This window comes from Pseudomonas emilianonis (genome assembly GCF_023072625.1).
Taxonomy (GTDB): domain Bacteria; phylum Pseudomonadota; class Gammaproteobacteria; order Pseudomonadales; family Pseudomonadaceae; genus Aquipseudomonas; species Aquipseudomonas paraveronii.
In genome coordinates this window covers 1-19,862 of the sequence record NZ_JAKNRV010000066.1, presented here as the reverse complement: position 1 = coordinate 19,862, position 19,862 = coordinate 1, and the positions used below count along the sequence as shown (strand labels likewise).

The following is a 19,862-nucleotide window of genomic DNA, read 5'->3' as shown; positions in this document are numbered from 1 at the left end:
CAGAGCATGCCGTGGTCGTCGATCAGCGCGTCGAACGGGTCGCTCTGCCAGGCCTGCACCGGGCCGGTCGGGACCACATCGGTGTGGCCGGCAAAGCACAGCACCGGGCCGTCGTGCTTGCCGTGGGTGGCCCAGAAGTTGTCCACGTTTTCGATGCGCATCGGCTCAAGCTGGAAACCGGCGTCACCCAGGCGCTGCATCATCAGCTTTTGGCAATCGGCGTCGATCGGCGTCACCGAGGGGCGGCGGATCAGGTCGATGGCAAGTTGAAGGGTCGGCGAAAGGTCGGCATGGGCCGTCATGGGGGGGAACTCCGGAGCTTTTATAGATGAGCAGGCAAGGCACACAAAACGGCCGTTATCTTATAGCAAAACGGCGGCCAGAGGCCGCCGTTTAGTGCATTGCGCAAGTTTTTACAGCGCGGTGGCCGGCTCTGCCTTCGGCGCCGGTTTGGGCAGCGACGACAGGAACGCCATGATCAACGCCGCCACATACGGCAGCGATTGCACCAGCAGCATCACCACCCAGAAGCGCATGTCGTTGCTCGGCAGACCTTGCACCAGGTAGATGCCCAGCGCCGCGCCCCACAACAGCAGCATGATGAACATCTCTTCGCGTGCTTCGGAAATCGCTACCCAGAAGCCGTGGTTATCCGCGTTTTTCGGTGTACGAAAGAACGGAATACTGGTGGTGAAGAAGCCATACAGCACCGCTTTGGCGATGGTGTGCGACAACGCCAACCCGGCCAGGGCCGCACAGAACGCGTCCTTGAGGTTTACCCCCACGGCGCGGCGGTACAGGAAGATGATCTTGCCCACCTTGAACACGAACAACGCCAACGGCGGGATCGCGAAAATCAGCAGCGGCGGGTCGACCCGGGTCGGCACGATGATCATCGCCGCCGACCACAACAGCGCGCCGACGGTAAAGAAGATGTTCATGCCATCCGCCACCCACGGCAACCAGCCCGCGAGGAAGTGGTAGCGCTGGCCACGGGTCAGCTCGGTGTCCTTGCCGCGCAACAGGCTGGCGGTGTGACGCTTGATGATCTGGATCGCGCCATAGGCCCAGCGGAAACGCTGTTTCTTGAAGTCGATGAAGGTGTCGGGCATCAGGCCTTTGCCGTAGCTGTCGGGGTAATACGCGGCCGACAGGCCTTTCTCGAACACACGCAGGCCGAGTTCGGCGTCTTCGCAGATGCACCAGTCGGCCCAGCCCAGCTCTTCGAGCACCGAGCGACGGGTCATGGTCATGGTGCCGTGCTGGATGATCGCGTCGCGGTCGTTGCGGGTGACCATGCCGATATGGAAGAAGCCTTTGTATTCGGCGTAGCAGAGCTTCTTGAAGGTGCTTTCGTTCTGGTCGCGGTAATCCTGTGGCGACTGCACCACGGCGATTTTCGGGTCGGCGAAGTGCGGCACCATGTGCTTGAGCCAGTTCGGCGACACGCAGTAGTCCGAGTCGATCACCGCAATCACTTCGGCATCCTTGGCGGTGTGCGGGATCAGGTAGTTCAGCGCGCCGCCCTTGAAACCGGCCAGGGGCGAAACGTGGAAGAACTTGAAGCGCGGGCCCAGGGTTGCGCAGTAGTCGCGCACCGGTTCCCACACCGCCGGGTCCTTGGTGTTGTTGTCGATGATCAGGACTTCGTAGTCCGGGTAGTCGAGGGCGGCCAGCGCATCGAGGGTCTGTTTGACCATCTCTGGCGGCTCGTTGTAGCACGGCACATGGATCGACACTTTCGGACGGTAGTCCGAGTCCCCCACGACCGGCAGGAATTCACGCCGACGCTTGTGGGTCCAGACCGCTTCCGCCAGTTCATGGGCTTCGGTCAGCAGCACGATAAACACGCCCAGGGCGCCGAGTGCCAGGAGGAAACCCACCGTCAGGCTGAACCAGGTGCTGTATTGCTGGCTGTAGTCGTAGCCGATCCACACCAGCACCGAACCGCACAGGAACGCGATAAAGGTCAGGAAGGTGCGGCCGCGTTGACGCAGGGCCGAGCCGTCGATCATCAGCAGGGTCAACGACAGCAGTGCAAGCACCACCGAGCCGATGGCCAGCACGCGCCATTGCGGGATCGCGACCACCGGCCCTTCGAAGTTGAATTTTTGCTGGCGTGCGGCGTTGTACACGCCCCAGTAAGCGCCGACCGAGCCTTCGTCGCTGGCTTTCCACGGCTGATCGAAGGCCTCGATCACGAAGTAGTTGAAGCCCTGGCGGTTGAGCTTGTTGACCAGCGTGCGTAGGTAAATTGCCTGGTCGGCGGGGGACGCATCAGCACCGCCACGCATGCGGCCGTTGCTCGGCCAGCCGACTTCCGACAGCAGCAGCGGCTTTTTCGGGAAGGCCTTCTTCAGATCCCGTGCACGGTCGAGTACGAATTGGCCCGCCTGGGCCACCGGAATATGTTCCCAGTACGGCAGGATGTGCGCGGCGATCAGGTCGACGTGCTTGGCCAACTGCGGGTTGTGCTCCCAGATGTGCCACTGCTCGGAGGTGGTCACCGGCACCTTGACGGCGGCGCGCACGCGATCCAGCAGCACGATCAGTGCTTCAGGGGTGATTTCTTCACGGAACAGCGCTTCGTTGCCGACCACCACGCGCACGACACTGCGCGAGCTGTTGGCGATCTCGATGGCGCGCTGGATCTCGCGTTCGTTGCGTTCCAGGTCCGGGCTGATCCAGATCCCCAGGGTGACGCGCAGGCCGAACTCTTCCGCCAGCTTGGGGATATCCCCCAGGGTGCCGTCGACCGAGTAGGTACGGATGTTGTCCGTCAGCTTGCTCATGATCGCAAGATCCTGACGCATCTGGTCGTCGGTCGGGTACTGGTCTTTCTGTGGGTACTGGCCTTGCTGAAACGGCGAGTAGGAAAAACCGGAGATCTGTTCAGGCCAGTTGGGGGTGGTGACCGGGCGGTTGATCAGCGCCCAGAAGCCGGTGAACAGTGCGGCAATTGCCAGCACCACCACCAGGTTGAGTCCAAATTTACGCGATGACATGGTGATTTCGGGTTCCAAAAGGTGCGGAACGAAAAGAGGTGTCGGCCTACACCGAACGGCGCGCATCCTACACCGGCCCTTCCCTGAGCGTACAGCAGACTGAGAAAAACCGGACGTTAGTCCGCGAATGTTCAACTAAGTTCTTAACTTGCAGCTTGCAGCTTCGAACTTATCGCTACGTAGTCCATAATGCGCGCCGGTTTTTGGGGTAATGGTCATGAGTACAGAAGATCCGCGGTTTGCAGGCGTCGCCCGTTTGTATGGCATTGAAGGCCTGGAGCGCTTGAAAGCGGCCCATGTGGCGATCGTCGGCGTCGGCGGCGTAGGCTCATGGGCGGCGGAAGCCATCGCCCGTTGTGGGGTGGGCGAGATCTCGCTGTTCGATTTGGATGATGTTTGCGTCAGCAACAGCAACCGCCAGTTGCATGCCCTGGACAGCACCGTGGGCAAACCCAAGGTCGACGTGATGGCTGAGCGCCTGCGCGGCATCAACCCGGATTGCACGGTGCATGCGGTGGCGGACTTCGTCACCCGCGACACCATGGCCGAGTACATCACCCCCAACATCGACTGCGTGATCGACTGCATCGACGCCGTCAACGCCAAGGCGGCACTGATCGCCTGGTGCAAGCGCCGCAAGATCCAGATCATCACCACCGGCGGTGCCGGCGGGCAGATCGACCCGACGTTGATCCAGGTCTGCGACTTGAACCGCACCTTCAACGACCCCCTGGCCTCGAAAGTGCGCTCCACCCTGCGCCGTGACTATGGCTTCTCGCGCACGGTGACCCGTCATTACAGCGTGCCGTGTGTGTTTTCCACCGAGCAACTGCGCTATCCGAAGCCGGACGGCAGCATCTGTTTGCAGAAGAGTTTTGTTGGCGACGGGGTAAAGCTGGACTGCGCCGGCGGGTTTGGCGCGGTGATGATGGTGACGGCCACCTTCGGCATGGTGGCGGCGACCAAGGCCGTGGACAAGATTGTGGCCGGGGTGCGCCGGCCTTCCGAGCGGGTCAAGCCTTCTTAAATCTCAAGGCCTTGCTCCATTCAAATGTGGGAGGGGGCTTGCCCCCGATAGCGGTGGTTCAGTCAATGTATTCAGTGACTGACACTCTGCTATCGGGGGCAAGCCCCCTCCCACATTTGGTTTTATGTACGGCTTAGTTCGCGCATACGCTGCAAGACAGCATTCAGGCCATTGCTGCGCGATGGCGACAACTGGCGCGACAGCCCCAGTTGATTGAACCAATCCGGCAAGTCGACCGCCTGCAACTCGGCGGCCGAGAGCCCGTTGACCCGTGCCAGTAGCAACGCTACCAACCCGCGAATCATGCGCGCATCGCTGCTGGCGGCGAACTGCCAATGGCCGTCGGATAAACGCCCCACCAACCACACAAGGCTCTCGCAGCCCTGCACCAGGTGGGTGTCGACTTTGTCTGCATCCGCCAATGCCGGCAGCCGCTCGCCCCATTGCATCAGCAGGCGCGCGCGTTGCTCCCAACTGCCCACCGCCTGAAACGACTCAAGCGCGCTGACTGCCTCGACCGGCAGGCTCATCGCAGCATATCCAGTGCCTGGTCCAGCGCTTCAAAGAATCGCTCCAGATCATCGGAATCGTTGTACAGCGCCAGGGATACGCGAATCGCCCCCGACAAGTGCATCGCCTTGAGCAGCGGCATTGCGCAATGATGGCCGGCGCGCACGGCAATGCCCTGCTCGGTCAGCAAGTGAGCAAGATCGGCGTTATGCACGCCTTCTACCACGAAACTGACCAACGCCACCTGCGGCGCGCCCAGTACGCGCACGCCATTGCGCGCTTTCAGCCCGCGCAACAGGTAGTCGTGCAGCGCAGCTTCGTGGGCGATGACCGCCGCTTGATCCAGTGAATTCAGGTAATCCAGGCTGGCACCCAGGCCGATCACGCTGGCAATCGGCGGGGTGCCGGCCTCGAACCCCAGCGGCGCGGGGCGGAAGCTGGCGTTGTGGTAATCGGCCTGTTGCACCATTTCGCCGCCGAACTGCCAGTGGCGCAGCTGATGCAGGGCTTGGGTGCGGCCATACAGCACGCCGACGCCGTCCGGGCCGTAGAGTTTGTGGCTGGAAAATACGTAGAAGTCGCAGCCCAGGGCTTGTACGTCGTGGCGGCCATGGACGATGCCCTGGGCGCCATCGACCACGGTCAGCGCGCCCTCGGCCTTGGCCATTGCCAGCAGGTGTTCCAGCGGTTGCCAGGTGCCCAGCACGTTGGACAGTTGGCTCACCGCCAGCAGGCGCGTGCGCGGGCCGATCAGCGCGGCGGCGGCCTCAAGGTCGATCATGCCGTCGTCGCCAACGGGCAGGATCACCAGTTCCAGCGCGCGACGTTTGGCCAGTTGCTGCCAGGGCAGCAGGTTGGCGTGGTGTTCCAGGGCGCTGATGACAATTTCATCGCCCGCATTGAATAAGTGCTCGAGGCCATAGGCCAAGAGGTTCAGCGCCGACGTCGCGCCATGGGTGAAGACGATGTGCCCGCTGTCTCCTGCATTCAACCACTGTGCGACCTTGCTGCGACTGTCCTCGAAGGCCTGGGTCGCGTGGGCGCCCGGCAAATGTTGGGCACGGTGAACGTTGGCGGCGCCATTGGCGTAGTAATGGCTGATCGCGTCCAGCAGGGCTTGGGGTTTTTGCGCGGTGGCGGCGCTGTCCAGATAAGTCTGGTCTTGCCGTTGCAGGGTGGCGATGGCCGGAAAGTCGACGCGCCAGGGGGAGGGCACAAGCATGGTGTTCAAGACTCGTATAAGCGAGCCCCGGTGCGGGGCTCGCTAGTGGCATCGAGTCGCTGCTTAGTTGTGAGCGTGCAGCGCTTCGTTCAGTTCGATGGCCGATTTGTGGGTTTTGCACTCCACGGCACCGGTCTCGGAGTTACGGCGGAACAGTAGGTCCGGCTGGCCGGCCAGCTCACGCGCCTTGACCACTTTAACCAGTTGGTTGCGCTCGTCGAGCAGCGCAACCTTGGTCCCAGCGGTGACGTACAGGCCCGATTCCACGGTGTTGCGGTCGCCCAGCGGGATACCGATACCGGCGTTGGCGCCGATCAGGCAGCCTTCGCCGACCTTGATCACGATGTTGCCGCCACCCGACAAGGTGCCCATGGTGGAGCAACCGCCGCCCAGGTCCGAGCCTTTGCCGACAAATACGCCTGCCGAGACACGGCCTTCGATCATGCCCGGGCCTTCGGTGCCGCCGTTGAAGTTGACGAAACCTTCGTGCATCACGGTGGTGCCTTCGCCCACGTAGGCGCCCAGGCGGATACGCGCAGCGTCAGCGATACGCACGCCGCTTGGTACGACGTAATCGGTCATTTTCGGGAACTTGTCCACCGAGAACACTTCCAGCAGCTCGCCACGCAGGCGCGCTTCCAGTTGGCGTTCGGCCAGCTCATTGATGTCGATCGCGCCCTGGCTGGTCCAGGCCACGTTCGGCAGCTGCGGGAATACACCGGCCAGGCTCAGGCCGTGGGGCTTGACCAGGCGATGGGACAGCAGGTGCAGCTTGAGGTAGGCCTCAGGCGTGGAGGTCAGTGCGGCGTCTTCGGCCAGCAGGGTGGCGACCAGCGGGGTATGGCTTTCAGCCAGGCGGTTCAGCAGGGCCGCTTGGGTCGCGTCGACGCCTTTGAGTGCGTCCGCCAGTTGCAGGGCTTGGGCGACGGTGAACGTGATCGCCTGGTTGCCTTCGCTGTAACCGAGGATTGGCGCGATGGCTGCGACGATTTCCGCCGACGGGTGGAGCAAGGGTTGTGCGTAAAACACTTCCAGCCAAGCACCTTGGCGGTTCTGAGTGCCGACGCCGAAGCCCAGGCTGAACAGGGAATTGGACATGCTGTTACCTCTACAAAAATGGAATGGCTGGCCTACTTGAGGGCCGCCGAATAAGTGTCTGGCTTGAAGCCAATCAGGGTTCTGTCACCGAGATCAAGCACCGGGCGCTTGATCATCGAAGGTTGTGCGAGCATCAATTCAATGGCTTTCGACTGATCGAGATCGGCTTTGCGTTCGTCTTCGAGTTTGCGAAAGGTGGTGCCCGCACGGTTCAAAACCACCTGCCAACCGTGCTCGTTGCACCATTGGGTCAAGTGTTCGCGGTCGATACCGGCCGTTTTGTAGTCGTGGAACGCATAGCTCACGCCGTGCTCGTCGAGCCAGGTGCGGGCTTTTTTCATGGTGTCGCAGGCTTTGATGCCGAAAAGGTGCAACGTTTTGCTTGATACGGTCAAGGAATTGCCCCCCTTTGGACCAATGAAAATGAAAGGTCTGGGATTATGCCACGACCAGCGGGTTTGGGTGCCGCTCGTCTCTAGCGTGGATTGCCCTGTGCGACTATTGTGCGAAAGCCATCGCGCAGCATAGGCGGCTAATATGGCACTTCAAGGGTGAGTTGTTGCCTGATGTGTGTCGTAGCAAGTCGATTGTCCGGGAAATCCGCGTTATGCAAACCGCTTACACCGTTCTTATCCTGCTGATGCTGGTCAGCGTTTCGCGGCTGGTCTGGCGAGTCATCCCGCTGCCGTTACCCCTCGTGCAGATTGCCGCCGGGGCCTTGCTGGCCTGGCCCACGCTGGGGCTGCATGTCGCGCTGGACCCGGAGTTGTTCCTGTTTCTGTTTCTGCCGCCGCTGCTGTTCTCCGATGGCTGGCGCATGCCCAAGCGCGAATTGTGGCGCCTGCGCGGGCCGATTCTGACGTTGGCGGTAGGGCTGGTGCTGTTCACGGTGGTCGGCGCCGGCTACTTCATTCATTGGTTATTGCCTTCGATTCCGTTGCCGGTGGCCTTTGCCCTGGCGGCGGTGTTGTCGCCGACGGACGCCGTGGCGGTGTCGGCCATTTCCCAGAACCGTTTACCCACGCCCCTGATGCATATGCTTCAGGGCGAGGCCTTGATGAACGATGCCACGGGCCTGGTGACCTTCAAGTTCGCCCTGGTGGCAGCCTTGACCGGGGTGTTTTCCCTGGCGGATGCCAGCCTGACCTTTGTACTGGTGGCCATCGGCGGTCTGGCGGTTGGGATTGCGTTGAGCTGGCTGGTGGGGCGCCTGCGTGTCTGGATGATTGCGCGAGGGTGGGACGACCCGGCCACCCACGTTGTGTTCATGTTGCTGCTGCCGTTTGCCGCCTATGTTCTGGCCGAACGCCTGGGCGCCTCGGGCATTCTCTCGGCGGTGGCGGCGGGCATGATGCAAAGCTGGCTGGACCTGCTGCCCCGCCAGACCAGCACGCGCTTGCTCAATCGCAGTGTGTGGTCGCTGCTGGAGTTTGCCTTCAATGGCTTGATCTTCCTGCTATTGGGTCTGCAATTGCCGGACATTATCAAGGCGGTGGCGAGTCATGAAACCACGCTGTGGCCGACCTTGCTGTATCGCTGCCTGGACGTAATCGCGATCTTCCTGGTGCTGTTGGTATTGCGATTCATCTGGGTGCAAAGCATCTGGCGTCTGTCGGGTGTGCTCCGGCGCCTGCGTGGGAAAAGCGAGCTTACCCTGGTGCCGACGGCGCGTTCCTGCTGGCTGTTGACCGTGGGCGGCGTGCGTGGGGCGGTGACGTTGGCCGGTGTGATGTCGGTACCCTTGCTGCTGGCGCCGGGCAAGGTATTCCCGGAGCGCGACCTGCTGATCTTTATCGCGGCCGGGGTGATCCTGCTGTCGCTCGTCGCTGCGTGTATTGCGTTGCCGCTGCTGCTGCGCGGCATTGAAAAAAGCCCCGATGAAAAACATCACAATGAAGTGCGCGAGGCTTGGAAAAAGACCGCCGTGGCCGCGATCCGTGCGCTTGAGGTCGAAGAGCCCGCCGGCACCGTTCCCCCGGACGCCGCTCAGGCCGCACTGGCTACCGAGTTGAAGGCGCGACTGATGTCGGAATACCGGCATCAGTTGGATGTCTTTAACGACTCCGCCGAAGCCCAGGCGCTCGCGTTGCAGATGGACCAACTGGAGCGAAAACTGCGGCTCAAGGCCCTGCGCGCGCAGCGCTTGGAGTTGTATAGCCTGAGCCGTCATCACCGAATTGGGGATGACGTGTTGAGGGAAGTGTTGAGCGATCTGGATATGAGTGAAGCGAACCTGGGATCGCCGAAGTAGACACTTGGCAGTCGCTGCGCCCCATGTCCGCAACGCTGAGTGTGCAACGCCTTAAACGGTGCAGTCGAAGTCGGCATCACGAAAGCGTGGACGACGGATCACCGGGGGCATGGGCGCGGCTTGAGGGTAGGCTTTTTTGGCCCAGGCAATGTCTCCGTCACTCAGTGACCAGTTCTCGATGTGCGCCCGCTCTCCATCGGTCAGGTCCGGGCTGACGGCATAGTGCATGACCGAGTCAGGGTCATAAGGCAGCAAGTCATAAGCGTTGCTCCGCGTCAGCGGCAGGATGTTGTCCCGTACCGCATGCGGGCTGGTGGCGCCTCGGTAAGTCGCTTGGATATTTTCACGGTTCCAGGGGATGTTGGCATCGGGATGCTGGTGGGCGTGATGGGCACCCAGCATGTGCCCGAATTCATGTATGACGGTGTATTCGAAGCGGGGGTCGTTGTGATTCATGGGCAGGTTCATGGTCGGCATCCAAAACGCTATGTCTCGCGCATCGGTGCCGATGGATGAAGAGCCGCCGCTGTCGCCTGGCGGATTCTGTGTGATACGGATATCACCTCGCTCGCCCGAGACAAAATCAAACTTCAGATTGATGTGGGGTAGCCAATGGCTGGCGGCTTTTTTGACGGCCAGCACGTATTCATCGTCCATTTCATACTCATACATGGCGATCGTGAGGGTCGTGTTTTGGGGCCAGTATTTGCCGGGTTCGCCGACATTGCGCCGACTTCTCGAAAGACTGTGCGTTGACGTGGCGCTACCGGCGCTACCGGCGCTTTCGGCAGGTGGCTGGAGCGTGCCAGGCGGATAAGAGGATTCAGGCGAGGGATTTATCATTGAACGTTTCCTGGGGCAGGTCGCGACGAGACAGTGGTTGATTCGTCCCAATTGCAGGAAAGTTCCCGGTGGTGTTGAGTGAATACGTGAGCCTATGTTTATCCCCTGCCCCCGATACGTCGGGTTGACCGGGGGTACAGCCTTCTGATTGCTTGCTGGTCGCCCGCAGAAAGGGTGGTGTTTTTAGGGATGGCCTGGCCTCGCGCTACTCGTAGGACGTTTGCCTATAGGTGGTGAGCAAGGTTCCCGCACTGTATTGCACAGTGCGGGAGTTGAAGAGATTACTTCCTGCGCTGAATGAAATCGCGAATCCGCTCAGCCGCTTCCACGCACTCCGCCAACGGCGCAACCAATGCCATACGCACGCGGCCGGCACCTGGGTTGACACCCTCTACATCCCGCGACAGGTACGAACCGGGCACTACGGTCACGTGTTCTTCCACAAACAGATCGCGGCAGAAGGCGGCATCGTCACCGTCTACATTCGGCCACAGGTAGAAACCGCCGTCGGGAGCTTGCACGTCCAGTACCGGCTTGAGGATCGCCAGCACGGCGTCGAATTTTTCCCGGTACAGGTCGCGGTTGGCCAGGACGTGGGCTTCGTCCTGCCAGGCCGCAACGCTGGCCAGTTGGGTTTGCACCGGCATCGCGCAGCCGTGGTAGGTGCGGTAGAGCAGGAACGCCTTGAGGATGTCGGCGTCGCCGGCCACGAAACCGGAACGCAGGCCGGGCAGGTTGGAGCGCTTGGACAGGCTGTGGAACACCACGCAGCGCTTGAAGTCCTGGCGGCCCAGTTCGACGCAGGCGCTCAACAGGCCCGGCGGTGGGCTTTGCTCGTCGAAGTACAGCTCGCTGTAGCACTCGTCGGCGGCAATCACGAAGTCATATTCGTCGGCCAGGGCGATGAGTTTTTTCAGGGTGTCGACGGGGATCAGTGCACCGGTCGGGTTGCCGGGGGAGCACAGGAACAGGATCTGGCAGCGTTTCCAGATGTCCGGCGACACGGCGTCGAAATCCGGATTGAAGCCGTTGGCATCCAGGCACGGCAGGTAGTGCGGCTTGGCGCCGGCCAAGAACGCGGCGCCTTCATAGATCTGGTAGAACGGGTTCGGGCTCACCACCAGTGCATCGTCACTGCGATTGACCACGGCTTGGGTGAAGGCGAACAGCGCCTCGCGGGTGCCGTTGACCGGCAGGATGTTGCGCGCCGGGTCCAGCCAGCCCTTGGGCACATTGAAGCGGCGTTCGCACCAGGCCGCGATGGCCTCGCGCAGCGCAGGAATGCCCAGGGTGGTCGGGTACACCGCCATCTGGTCGAGGTTATTGCTCAACGCCTCGGCGACGAATGTCGGCGATTTATGCTTGGGCTCGCCGATGGACAGCGCGATCGGGCGTTTGTCCGGGTTCGGCGTGACGCTGCCGAGCAGCGCGCGCAATTTTTCGAACGGGTAAGGCTGCAACTGGTTCAGGGCGTTGTTCATCGGTGGATCTCATGCAAGGCGTTAAAAACTGGGCGAGTATCAAATCGTCAGGCGCGTCAGCTCGACGCCGGGTTCCTGGGTCACGCTCAGTTGCTGGACGATTGCATCCTGCAGGCGGCGGCACAGCTCGGGGTCGGACAGCGGCTGGTTATCGGCGTCGGTAATGAAGAACACGTCTTCCACGCGCTCGCCGAGGGTCGCAATCTTGGCGTTCTGCAACGACAGGTCGAACTCCAGGAAAATCCCGCCGATCCGCGCCAGTAGGCCCGGGCGATCCGGTGCGCTGAGTTCCAGCACGGTCACCGGACGCTGGGCGTCGTTGGAAATGGTCACCTGCGGCGCAAACGCAAAATGCTTGAGCTGGCGCGGCACGCGGCGTTGGATGATGGTCGGGTAGTCATCCGGGTTGCGCAACGCTTCGGTCAGGCCTTCGCGGATCTTTTTCACCCGCACCGGGTTATCGCCGATGGACTCGCCTTCGGTGTCGAGCACGATGTAGGTGTCGAGGGTGAACTGGCTGCTGGAGGTGATGACCCGGGCGTCGTGGATGTTCAGGTTGAGCTGGTCCATGGCCGCCACGGTCACGGCGAAGAAGTCATGCTGGTCGGGGGCGTAGATGAAAATCTGCGTGCCGCCTTCGAACTCGCGTTGGGTCGTCTCTTTGATCAGCACCAGCGGGCCGCCGTCGGCCGGTTGCTGCAAGATCGCATCGCTGTGCCAGGCCACGTCGCCGGCGGTGTGGCGCAGGAAGTAATCGTCGCCCAGTTGCGACCACAATTGCTCGACGTCGTCCGGGTCGTTGCCGCCGCGCACCAGGATATCCAGGGCGGCGCTTTGGGTGCGGCGGATCTGCTCTTCGCGGTCTACCGGGTTTTCCAGGCCTCGGCGCAGGGCGCGCTTGGTCTCGGTGTACAACTGGCGCAGCAGGCTCGCGCGCCACGAGTTCCACAGCGTCGGGTTGGTGGCGTTGATATCGGAAACCGTCAGCACATACAGGTAGTCGAGGCGGGTCTCATCGCCGACGATCCCGGCGAAGTCGTGGATCACCTGCGGGTCGGACAAGTCCTTGCGTTGGGCGGTGGTCGACATCACCAGGTGGTTCTGCACCAGCCAGACAATCAGGCGGCTGTCCCATAACGGCAACTGGTGGCGCTGGCAGAACGCCTCGGCGTCGACCGCACCGACTTCCGAATGGTCGCCGTGGCGGCCTTTGCCGATGTCGTGGTACAGGCCGGCCAGGTAGATCAGTTCGGGTTTGGGCAGCTTGGCCATTAGCTTACTGGCCAGCGGGAATTTCTCTGACACCTGGGAGTACTGCAGCTTACGCAGGTGCTTGATCAGGTTCAGGGTGTGGGCGTCCACGGTGTAGATGTGGAACAGGTCGTGCTGCATCTGCCCGACGATAAAGCCGAACTCCGGCAGGTAACGCCCGAGGATGCCGTAGCGGTTCATCCGCCGCAGGTTGCGGTGAATGCCGATCTTGCACTTGAACAGCTCGATAAACAGGCTGGTGTTGCGGATGTCGTTGCGAAAGTCATCGTCGATCAGGTGACGGTTTTCCCGCAGCAGGCGAATCGTGTCGGCGCGCACGCCTTTGATTTCCGGCTGTTGGGCCATCAGCACGAAAATTTCCAGCATGGCGAACGGCGTGCGGCGGAACACGTTGTCGTTGCGCGCCTCGATATAGCCGTCATGCAGCTGGAAGCGCGCGTTGATCGGCTGCGGCGGGGCTTCGTCTTCCGGGGCCAGGATCACTTCTTCGAAGTGCTGCATGATCAGGTCGCTGAGCTGGGCAATGCTCATGACCACCCGGTAGTACTGCTGCATGAAACTTTCGATGCTGGTCTTCGCGTCTTCACCTTCGAAACCCAGCAGGGTGGCGATGGAGCGCTGATGGTCGAACAGCAGGCGATCTTCGGAGCGCCCTGCGAGCATGTGCAGGGCGTAGCGCACTTTCCAGAGGAATTCCTGGGACGAGGCTAGCAGCGCGTTTTCGCTCTCCACCAGAAAGCCTTCACCGGCCAGGGCGCGCAGGTTCAGGGTGCCGTACTGGCGACGGGCGACCCACAAAATCGTCTGGATATCGCGCAGGCCTCCGGGGGAGCCTTTGACGTTGGGTTCCAGGTTGTATTCGGTGTCGTTGTACTTGTGGTGCCGGGCTTTCTGCTCGGCGCGCTTGGCCAGGAAGAAGTGCTTGCTCGGCCACATTTGCGTGGTGCTGGTGACTTCGAGCATGCGCTGACGCAGACGCTCGGGGCCGGCGATGGTGCGGCTTTCCATCAGGTTGGTGATGACGGTGAGGTCGGCGCGGGCTTCTTCGGCGCATTCGGCCACCGAACGCACGCTCTGGCCGACTTCCAGGCCGATGTCCCACAGCAGCGTCAGAAAACGCTCGATGGAGTCGCGAAAGATCTCATGGTCGGCGCTGTCCAGCAGGATCAGCAGGTCGATGTCGGAGTAGGGGTGCAACTCACCCCGGCCGTAGCCGCCGACCGCCACCAGGGCGATATCGGCGTCTTCGCTCCAACTGAACTGTTCCCAGGCCTTTTGCAGGATGTTATCGACGAACCAGGCACGGTCCTCGATCAGCCGACGGATGTCCCGGCCACTGCGAAAGCGCTCGTCGAGCACCTCGCGGGCCTGGCGGATAGCCTTCTTGAAGGCGGCGATAGGGCTGGCCTTCAGCGCCAGTTCGGCCTGGAACTGGCCACGGTCGAAGAGTTCGGGGTCCACCTGGGGCATCGTTCGGCTTTCCTTTCTAGCTATCAGTCAGTCACAACACAGTTTGGGAAAACCAGGGCAGCCGTTACGCCGAAATGCGTGGGATCGTGTCGTCCGCGCGCAGGGTGAAGATTTCGTAGCCGGTGTCGGTGACCAGCAGAGTGTGTTCCCACTGGGCGGAGAGCTTGCGGTCCTTGGTGATGGCGGTCCAGCCGTCGCCCAGTACCTTGGTGTCGGCCTTGCCCTGGTTGATCATCGGCTCGATGGTGAAGGTCATGCCCGCTTTCAGTTCCATGCCCGTACCGGCACGGCCGTAATGCAGGATCTGCGGCTCTTCGTGGAACACCTTGCCGATACCGTGGCCGCAGAACTCGCGAACCACCGAGAAGCCGTTCTTTTCAGCGTGCTTCTGGATCACTTCACCGATATCGCCCAGGCGGCAGCCGGGCTTGACGATTTCAATCGCCTTGTACATGCATTCCTGGGTCACCTGGGACAGGCGCTCGGCCCATACCGGCACAGTGCCGACGTGGAACATGCGGCTGGTATCGCCGTGGTAGCCGTCTTTGATGACGGTGACGTCGATGTTCAGGGTGTCGCCGTCTTTCAGCGGCTTGTCGCCCGGAATCCCGTGGCAGACCACGTGGTTGATCGAGGTGCAGATCGACTTGGGGAAGCCCTTGTAGTTCAGCGGGGCAGGGATAGCCTTTTGCACGTCGACTATATAGTCGTGGCAGATGCGGTCCAGTGTTTCGGTGGTGACGCCGGGCTTGACGTGTTCGGCAATCATTTCCAGCACGTCGGCCGCCAGTTTGCCGGCAACGCGCATGCCAGCGATGTCTTCGGCGGTTTTCAAGGTAACAGTCATACAGGCTCTCTCTAGCGCGAGGCGCTGAAATCAATACGGTTTACGGGTGTGCGGCAAAAGGTTACAGAATTCGCACAAGCCCCAAAAAACCTGATTCTACCAGACGCGGGCGGCAAATCATGAGCGTCTGGCCGTCGGTTGTCTCTATAAAGTGGGGTGATAGTGGCGCTTTTCAAAGGGTTGCGCAAAAGTCGTTGGCGGCAAATGTGATTGCGGGTTTCGTTTTTGCCCTTCGTGTGGTATAAAATGCGCCGCTTTCCGGGGATACCCCGCAGAGCTTAAATCCACACACGTGTCGACACGATGACCTGGGTGCCGGAGGCCTTGATGCCGCTGGTTGGTCATTGGGATACGTGGAGGCCAAACCCGACTTATTAAGGAACTATCATGTCCCAAGTCAACATGCGCGATATGCTGAAGGCCGGTGTGCACTTCGGTCACCAAACCCGTTACTGGAACCCGAAAATGGGTAAATACATTTTCGGCGCGCGTAACAAGATCCACATCATCAACCTTGAAAAAACCCTGCCAATGTTCAACGAAGCTCTGACTTTCGTAGAGCGCCTGGCCCAGGGCAAAAACAAGATTCTGTTCGTCGGCACCAAGCGTTCCGCTGGCAAGATCGTTGCTGAAGAAGCAGCACGTTGCGGTTCGCCGTACGTCGATCACCGCTGGTTGGGCGGCATGCTGACCAACTTCAAAACCATCCGTGCTTCCATCAAGCGTCTGCGTGACCTTGAAGTGCAAGCCGAAGACGGTACTTTCGCCAAGCTGACCAAGAAAGAGGCGCTGATGCGCACTCGCGACCTGGAAAAGCTCGATCGTTCCCTGGGTGGTATCAAGGACATGGGCGGCCTGCCTGACGCACTGTTTGTTATCGACGTTGACCACGAGCGCATCGCGATCACCGAAGCCAACAAACTGGGCATTCCTGTTATCGGCGTAGTCGATACCAACAGCAGCCCTGATGGCGTTGACTACATCATCCCAGGCAACGATGACGCCATCCGCGCTATCCAGTTGTACATGGGTTCGATGGCTGATGCTGTCATCCGTGGTCGCAACCACGTTGCTGGTGGTACCGAGCAGTTCGTTGAAGAAGCTCCGGTAGCCGCAGCTGAGTAATTGACGCCCTGGCGTTGACTCAGTAAGCAAAAAGGGGGCTTGGCCCCCTTTTTGCCCCCTCGAAAACCATTTGTCGGCAGCGCAGCTACATCATCTGTAACGTGCAGCGGCCTACAAGGGAGATTCGGGAAGAATTGATCGCCCGTTTGATCGGGTGGAATGGTTGAAAACCTATCCAAGAGGATTTTGAAATGGCAGAGATTACTGCAGCGTTGGTTAAAGAACTGCGTGAGCGTACCGGCGAAGGCATGATGGATTGCAAAAAGGCCTTGACCAAGGCCGGCGGCGACATCGAAAAAGCCATTGATGACATGCGTGCTTCGGGCGCCATCAAGGCTGCCAAGAAAGCAGGCAACGTTGCTGCTGAAGGTGCTATCGCTCTGGTTGAAGACGGTAAAGTCGCTGTTCTGCTGGAAGTAAACTCGCAGACCGACTTCCTGGCTCTGCAGGATGACTTCAAGGCATTCGTTGCTGCCAGCGTCAAGAAAGCATTCGACGACAAGCTGACCACTGTTGAGCCGCTGATCGCCGCTCAAGAAGCTGATCGCCTGGTTCTGGTCGGCAAGGTTGGCGAAAACGTCAACATCCGTCGCCTGGCTCGCATTGAAGGTGATGTTGTCGGCGGTTACCTGCACGGCAACAAAATCGGCGTTGTGGTTGCCCTTAAAGGCGGCAACGTTGAACTGGCCAAAGACATCGCTATGCACGTAGCGGCCAGCAACCCTGAGTTCCTGCTGCCATCGGAAGTGTCCGCTGACGCAATTGAACGTGAAAAAGCCGTGTTCCTGAGCCTCAACGCTGACAAGATCGCGGGCAAGCCAGAGAACATCGTTGAAAACATGATCAAAGGCCGTATCAGCAAGTTCCTGGCTGAAGCGAGCCTGGTTGAGCAGGCGTTCGTCAAGAACCCTGAAATCAAGGTTGGCGAACTGGCCAAGAAAGCCGGTGCTGAAATCGTTTCCTTCACCTACTACAAAGTAGGCGACGGTATCGAGAAGCCGGTCGACAACTTCGCTGAAGAAGTTGCTGCCCAGCTGGCTGCCGCCAAGCAATAAGACAGTTTTCAACTGTCGCCCGAAAGAGGCTGCCCGCTCACGCGCGCAGCCTCTTTTCAAATGGGAAGGTCGATTTTATTTGGCTTCCCTTCGGAACTGGCTTACAAAGCCGTGTTCCGATGGCGCTGTAGCAGCGTCCAGCTAGAGTGAACGCAAGCCGTAAACGGCTCGCCAAGAATTTTTAAAAATACGCCGCAGGAGAGATTCGCAATGGCTCAGCAGGGCAGTGGTTATCAGGCTCGCTATAAACGCATTCTACTCAAGCTTAGCGGCGAGGCCCTGATGGGCTCGGAAGAGTTCGGGATCGATCCCAAGGTGCTCGACCGCATGGCGCTGGAAGTCGGCCAGTTGGTCGGTATCGGCGTACAGGTCGGCCTGGTGATTGGTGGTGGCAACCTGTTCCGCGGTGCAGCACTGAGTGCGGCGGGCATGGATCGGGTCACCGGCGACCACATGGGCATGCTGGCCACTGTGATGAATGCCCTGGCCATGCGCGATGCCCTGGAGCGCGCCAACATCTCGGCGATCGTGATGTCGGCTATTTCCATGGTGGGCGTGACCGATCACTATGATCGCCGCAAAGCCATGCGCCACCTGAACTCCAAAGACGTGGTCATCTTCGCTGCTGGTACGGGCAACCCGTTCTTCACCACCGATTCGGCCGCATGCCTGCGTGCGATTGAAATCGATGCCGACGTCGTGTTGAAAGCCACCAAAGTGGACGGCGTATACACTGCAGATCCATTCAAAGACCCGCATGCCGAGAAGTTCGATCATCTGACCTACGATGAAGTGCTGGATCGCAAGCTGGGCGTGATGGACCTGACGGCAATTTGCCTGTGCCGCGACCACAAGATGCCGCTGCGCGTATTTAATATGAACAAGCCCGGTGCCCTGCTGAACATCGTACACGGCGGCGCGGAAGGGACTCTGATCGAGGAAGGCCAACAATGATCAACGAAATCAAGAAAGACGCTCAAGAGCGTATGCAGAAATCCCTGGACTCTCTGAACCACGCATTTGGTCAGATTCGTACCGGCAAGGCTCACCCAAGCATTCTGGGCAGCGTGATGGTGCCGTACTACGGCGCAGATACCTCCATCACGCAGGTGGCCAACATCACCGTGAAAGACTCGCGCACCCTGCAGGTCGTGGCTTTTGAGCGCAACATGCTCGGTGCCGTCGACAAGGCGATCCAGAGCGCCGGCCTGAACCTCAATCCGACCAACCTGGGCGAGTTGCTGCTGATCTCCATGCCTGCCCTGACTGAAGAAACCCGCAAGGGCTTCACCAAGCAGGCGCGTAGCGCAGCGGAAGATGCACGTGTTGCTGTGCGCAACATCCGTCGCGATGCCCTGGGCGAGCTGAAGAAGCTGGTCAAGGACAAGGAAATCAGCGAAGACGAAGAGCGCCGTGCGGCGGCAGACATCCAGAAACTGACCGACAAGGCCGAAGCTGATATCGATGCGGCCACCAAGCAAAAAGAAGCGGACTTGATGGCCGTATAAGGGTCAGGGCGCTTTCATGGAAAAGACCAAGCAGACTGTGCCTTCCGTGGTGCCGCGCCATGTCGCGATCATCATGGATGGGAATAATCGCTGGGCGAAAAAACGCTTTTTGCCCGGTGTCGCCGGGCACAAAGCGGGTGTCGATGCAGTACGGGCGGTGATTGAGGTGTGCGCCGAGGCCAAGGTCGAAGTGTTGACCTTGTTCGCTTTCTCCAGTGAGAACTGGCAGCGCCCGGCCGAAGAAGTCAGTGCCTTGATGGATCTGTTCTTCAAGGCCTTGCGTCGTGAGGCCAAGCGCCTCAACGATAACAACATCACTTTGCGCATCATTGGTGATCGCTCGCGGTTCCATCCGGGGCTGCAAGCGGCCATGCGTGAGGCCGAGGCCATTACTGCTGGCAGTAACCGTTTTGTGCTGCAGATCGCCGCCAACTATGGTGGTCAGTGGGACATCGCCCAGGCTGCGCAACGGCTTGCCCGCGAAGTGCAGGCTGGCCATCTGCGGCCGGACGAGATCACGCCCGAACTGTTGCAAACCTGCCTGGTCACCGGTGACCTGCCGCTGCCGGACTTGTGTATCCGTACCGGTGGCGAGCACCGCATCAGTAATTTTCTGTTGTGGCAGTTGGCCTACACCGAGCTGTATTTCTCCGACCTGTTCTGGCCGGACTTCAAACACGATGCCATGCGTAATGCGCTGGCCGATTTCGCTTCCCGTCAGCGTCGCTTCGGTAAAACGAGCGAGCAGATCGAAGCTGGAGCCCGGGTTTAAATGCTTAAACAACGAATCATCACTGCACTGATCCTGCTGCCGATTGCCTTGTGTGGCTTTTTCCTGCTCGACGGTTCCGGCTTTGCGCTGTTCATCGGCCTGGTCGTAACACTCGGCGCCTGGGAATGGGCGCGCCTGGCGGGCTTCAGCGCCCAGTTGCCGCGCGTGGCGTATGCCGCCATCGTGGCCCTGTTGCTGTTCCTGATGTACATCCTCCCGGATCTCGCTCCTTGGGTGTTGGGCGCAGCGGTGCTGTGGTGGGCGTTGGCGACCTTCCTGGTGCTGACCTATCCGCGTACCAGCAGCCAGTGGTCCAGCGTTGCCTGCAAGCTGGTGATCGGCTTGTTGATTCTGCTGCCGGCCTGGCAAGGGCTGG

Annotated in this window: 17 protein-coding genes and 1 pseudogene; 8 read left to right on the top strand and 10 right to left on the bottom strand. The window is 60.4% G+C overall.

What is annotated here, in order from left to right; all coding sequences use genetic code 11:
* Both L9Z73_RS09940 and L9Z73_RS09935 read right to left on the bottom strand, forming a co-directional pair.
* A pseudogene (locus L9Z73_RS09940) lies at positions 1–302 on the bottom strand (succinyl-diaminopimelate desuccinylase); the annotation flags it as partial.
* A 111-nt stretch (positions 303–413) separates the two neighbouring features.
* Positions 414–3,005, bottom strand: a complete 2,592-nt coding sequence (locus L9Z73_RS09935; RefSeq protein ID WP_247399542.1) for a glycosyltransferase — start codon at positions 3,003–3,005, stop codon at positions 414–416.
* A 217-nt stretch (positions 3,006–3,222) separates the two neighbouring features.
* On the opposite strand from L9Z73_RS09935, the gene tcdA reads away from it, so the two are divergent.
* Positions 3,223–4,032, top strand: coding sequence for a tRNA cyclic N6-threonylcarbamoyladenosine(37) synthase TcdA (gene tcdA / locus L9Z73_RS09930; RefSeq protein WP_426099572.1), 810 nt, complete (start codon positions 3,223–3,225; stop codon positions 4,030–4,032).
* A gap of 122 nt (positions 4,033–4,154) precedes the next feature.
* On the opposite strand, the gene L9Z73_RS09925 is transcribed toward tcdA, so the two are convergent.
* From L9Z73_RS09925 to L9Z73_RS09910, 4 genes are all read right to left on the bottom strand, one after another.
* Positions 4,155–4,562 (bottom strand): SufE family protein, encoded by a 408-nt coding sequence (locus L9Z73_RS09925; protein WP_247399533.1) that lies wholly within the window; start codon positions 4,560–4,562, stop codon positions 4,155–4,157.
* Entirely contained in the window at positions 4,559–5,764 is a 1,206-nt protein-coding gene (locus L9Z73_RS09920; RefSeq protein ID WP_247399530.1) for an aminotransferase class V-fold PLP-dependent enzyme, read from the bottom strand. The genes L9Z73_RS09925 and L9Z73_RS09920 overlap by 4 nt, the downstream gene beginning before the upstream one ends.
* A gap of 63 nt (positions 5,765–5,827) precedes the next feature.
* Positions 5,828–6,862 carry a 2,3,4,5-tetrahydropyridine-2,6-dicarboxylate N-succinyltransferase gene (gene dapD / locus L9Z73_RS09915; protein WP_247399528.1) on the bottom strand — a complete coding sequence of 345 codons (1,035 nt, stop codon included), beginning with the start codon at positions 6,860–6,862 and terminating at the stop codon, positions 5,828–5,830.
* Positions 6,863–6,894: 32 nt separating this feature from the next.
* Positions 6,895–7,257, bottom strand: a complete 363-nt coding sequence (locus tag L9Z73_RS09910; RefSeq protein WP_276196841.1) for an ArsC family reductase — start codon at positions 7,255–7,257, stop codon at positions 6,895–6,897.
* 212 nt (positions 7,258–7,469) lie between these two features.
* Between L9Z73_RS09910 and L9Z73_RS09905 the strand changes: the two genes are divergently transcribed.
* Complete coding sequence (locus tag L9Z73_RS09905; protein ID WP_247399525.1) at positions 7,470–9,113, top strand: Na+/H+ antiporter; 1,644 nt, start codon at positions 7,470–7,472, stop codon at positions 9,111–9,113.
* Positions 9,114–9,164: 51 nt separating this feature from the next.
* Here L9Z73_RS09905 and L9Z73_RS09900 read toward each other — a convergent pair whose 3' ends face one another.
* From L9Z73_RS09900 to map, 4 genes are all read right to left on the bottom strand, one after another.
* Complete coding sequence (locus tag L9Z73_RS09900) at positions 9,165–9,770, bottom strand: M12 family metallopeptidase (protein WP_247399522.1); 606 nt, start codon at positions 9,768–9,770, stop codon at positions 9,165–9,167.
* A gap of 467 nt (positions 9,771–10,237) precedes the next feature.
* Complete coding sequence (gene dapC / locus L9Z73_RS09895) at positions 10,238–11,437, bottom strand: succinyldiaminopimelate transaminase (protein ID WP_247399518.1); 1,200 nt, start codon at positions 11,435–11,437, stop codon at positions 10,238–10,240.
* 39 nt (positions 11,438–11,476) lie between these two features.
* Positions 11,477–14,179, bottom strand: a complete 2,703-nt coding sequence (locus tag L9Z73_RS09890; protein WP_247399516.1) for a [protein-PII] uridylyltransferase — start codon at positions 14,177–14,179, stop codon at positions 11,477–11,479.
* A gap of 64 nt (positions 14,180–14,243) precedes the next feature.
* Positions 14,244–15,026 carry a type I methionyl aminopeptidase gene (gene map / locus L9Z73_RS09885; RefSeq protein ID WP_017844739.1) on the bottom strand — a complete coding sequence of 261 codons (783 nt, stop codon included), beginning with the start codon at positions 15,024–15,026 and terminating at the stop codon, positions 14,244–14,246.
* 387 nt (positions 15,027–15,413) lie between these two features.
* On the opposite strand from map, the gene rpsB reads away from it, so the two are divergent.
* The 6 genes from rpsB to L9Z73_RS09855 form a co-directional block, all read left to right on the top strand.
* The gene (rpsB, locus tag L9Z73_RS09880; protein ID WP_048719953.1) at positions 15,414–16,151 is read left to right on the top strand and encodes a 30S ribosomal protein S2; all 738 of its coding nucleotides are present in this window, start codon (positions 15,414–15,416) and stop codon (positions 16,149–16,151) included.
* A 191-nt stretch (positions 16,152–16,342) separates the two neighbouring features.
* Positions 16,343–17,206: a translation elongation factor Ts gene (tsf, locus tag L9Z73_RS09875; protein WP_247399514.1), complete on the top strand. Its 864-nt coding sequence runs from the start codon at positions 16,343–16,345 to the stop codon at positions 17,204–17,206.
* Between the two features lie 210 nt (positions 17,207–17,416).
* Positions 17,417–18,160 (top strand): UMP kinase, encoded by a 744-nt coding sequence (pyrH, locus tag L9Z73_RS09870; protein ID WP_095077480.1) that lies wholly within the window; start codon positions 17,417–17,419, stop codon positions 18,158–18,160.
* Positions 18,157–18,714 (top strand): ribosome recycling factor, encoded by a 558-nt coding sequence (gene frr / locus L9Z73_RS09865; protein ID WP_247399512.1) that lies wholly within the window; start codon positions 18,157–18,159, stop codon positions 18,712–18,714. Before pyrH ends, frr begins: the two co-directional genes overlap by 4 nt.
* Positions 18,715–18,730: 16 nt before the next feature.
* Entirely contained in the window at positions 18,731–19,486 is a 756-nt protein-coding gene (gene uppS / locus L9Z73_RS09860) for a polyprenyl diphosphate synthase (protein ID WP_247399509.1), read from the top strand.
* On the top strand, positions 19,487–19,862 hold a 376-nt coding region (locus L9Z73_RS09855; protein WP_247399506.1), incomplete at its 3' end, for a phosphatidate cytidylyltransferase. It abuts the gene before it with no gap.

Excerpts from the sequence above, each read along its gene's own strand:
- map (WP_017844739.1), bottom strand. The coding sequence starts at position 15,026 with ATGACTGTTACCTTGAAAACCGCCGAAGACATCGCTGGCATGCGCGTT.
- frr (WP_247399512.1), top strand. The coding sequence starts at position 18,157 with ATGATCAACGAAATCAAGAAAGACGCTCAAGAGCGTATGCAGAAATCC.
- tsf (WP_247399514.1), top strand. The coding sequence starts at position 16,343 with ATGGCAGAGATTACTGCAGCGTTGGTTAAAGAACTGCGTGAGCGTACC.
- L9Z73_RS09905 (WP_247399525.1), top strand. The coding sequence starts at position 7,470 with ATGCAAACCGCTTACACCGTTCTTATCCTGCTGATGCTGGTCAGCGTT.
- L9Z73_RS09900 (WP_247399522.1), bottom strand. The coding sequence starts at position 9,770 with ATGGACGATGAATACGTGCTGGCCGTCAAAAAAGCCGCCAGCCATTGG.
- dapD (WP_247399528.1), bottom strand. The coding sequence starts at position 6,862 with ATGTCCAATTCCCTGTTCAGCCTGGGCTTCGGCGTCGGCACTCAGAAC.
- L9Z73_RS09935 (WP_247399542.1), bottom strand. The coding sequence starts at position 3,005 with ATGTCATCGCGTAAATTTGGACTCAACCTGGTGGTGGTGCTGGCAATT.
- uppS (WP_247399509.1), top strand. The coding sequence starts at position 18,731 with ATGGAAAAGACCAAGCAGACTGTGCCTTCCGTGGTGCCGCGCCATGTC.
- L9Z73_RS09920 (WP_247399530.1), bottom strand. The coding sequence starts at position 5,764 with ATGCTTGTGCCCTCCCCCTGGCGCGTCGACTTTCCGGCCATCGCCACC.
- L9Z73_RS09890 (WP_247399516.1), bottom strand. The coding sequence starts at position 14,179 with ATGCCCCAGGTGGACCCCGAACTCTTCGACCGTGGCCAGTTCCAGGCC.
- pyrH (WP_095077480.1), top strand. The coding sequence starts at position 17,417 with ATGGCTCAGCAGGGCAGTGGTTATCAGGCTCGCTATAAACGCATTCTA.
- rpsB (WP_048719953.1), top strand. The coding sequence starts at position 15,414 with ATGTCCCAAGTCAACATGCGCGATATGCTGAAGGCCGGTGTGCACTTC.
- tcdA (WP_426099572.1), top strand. The coding sequence starts at position 3,223 with ATGAGTACAGAAGATCCGCGGTTTGCAGGCGTCGCCCGTTTGTATGGC.
- dapC (WP_247399518.1), bottom strand. The coding sequence starts at position 11,437 with ATGAACAACGCCCTGAACCAGTTGCAGCCTTACCCGTTCGAAAAATTG.
- L9Z73_RS09925 (WP_247399533.1), bottom strand. The coding sequence starts at position 4,562 with ATGAGCCTGCCGGTCGAGGCAGTCAGCGCGCTTGAGTCGTTTCAGGCG.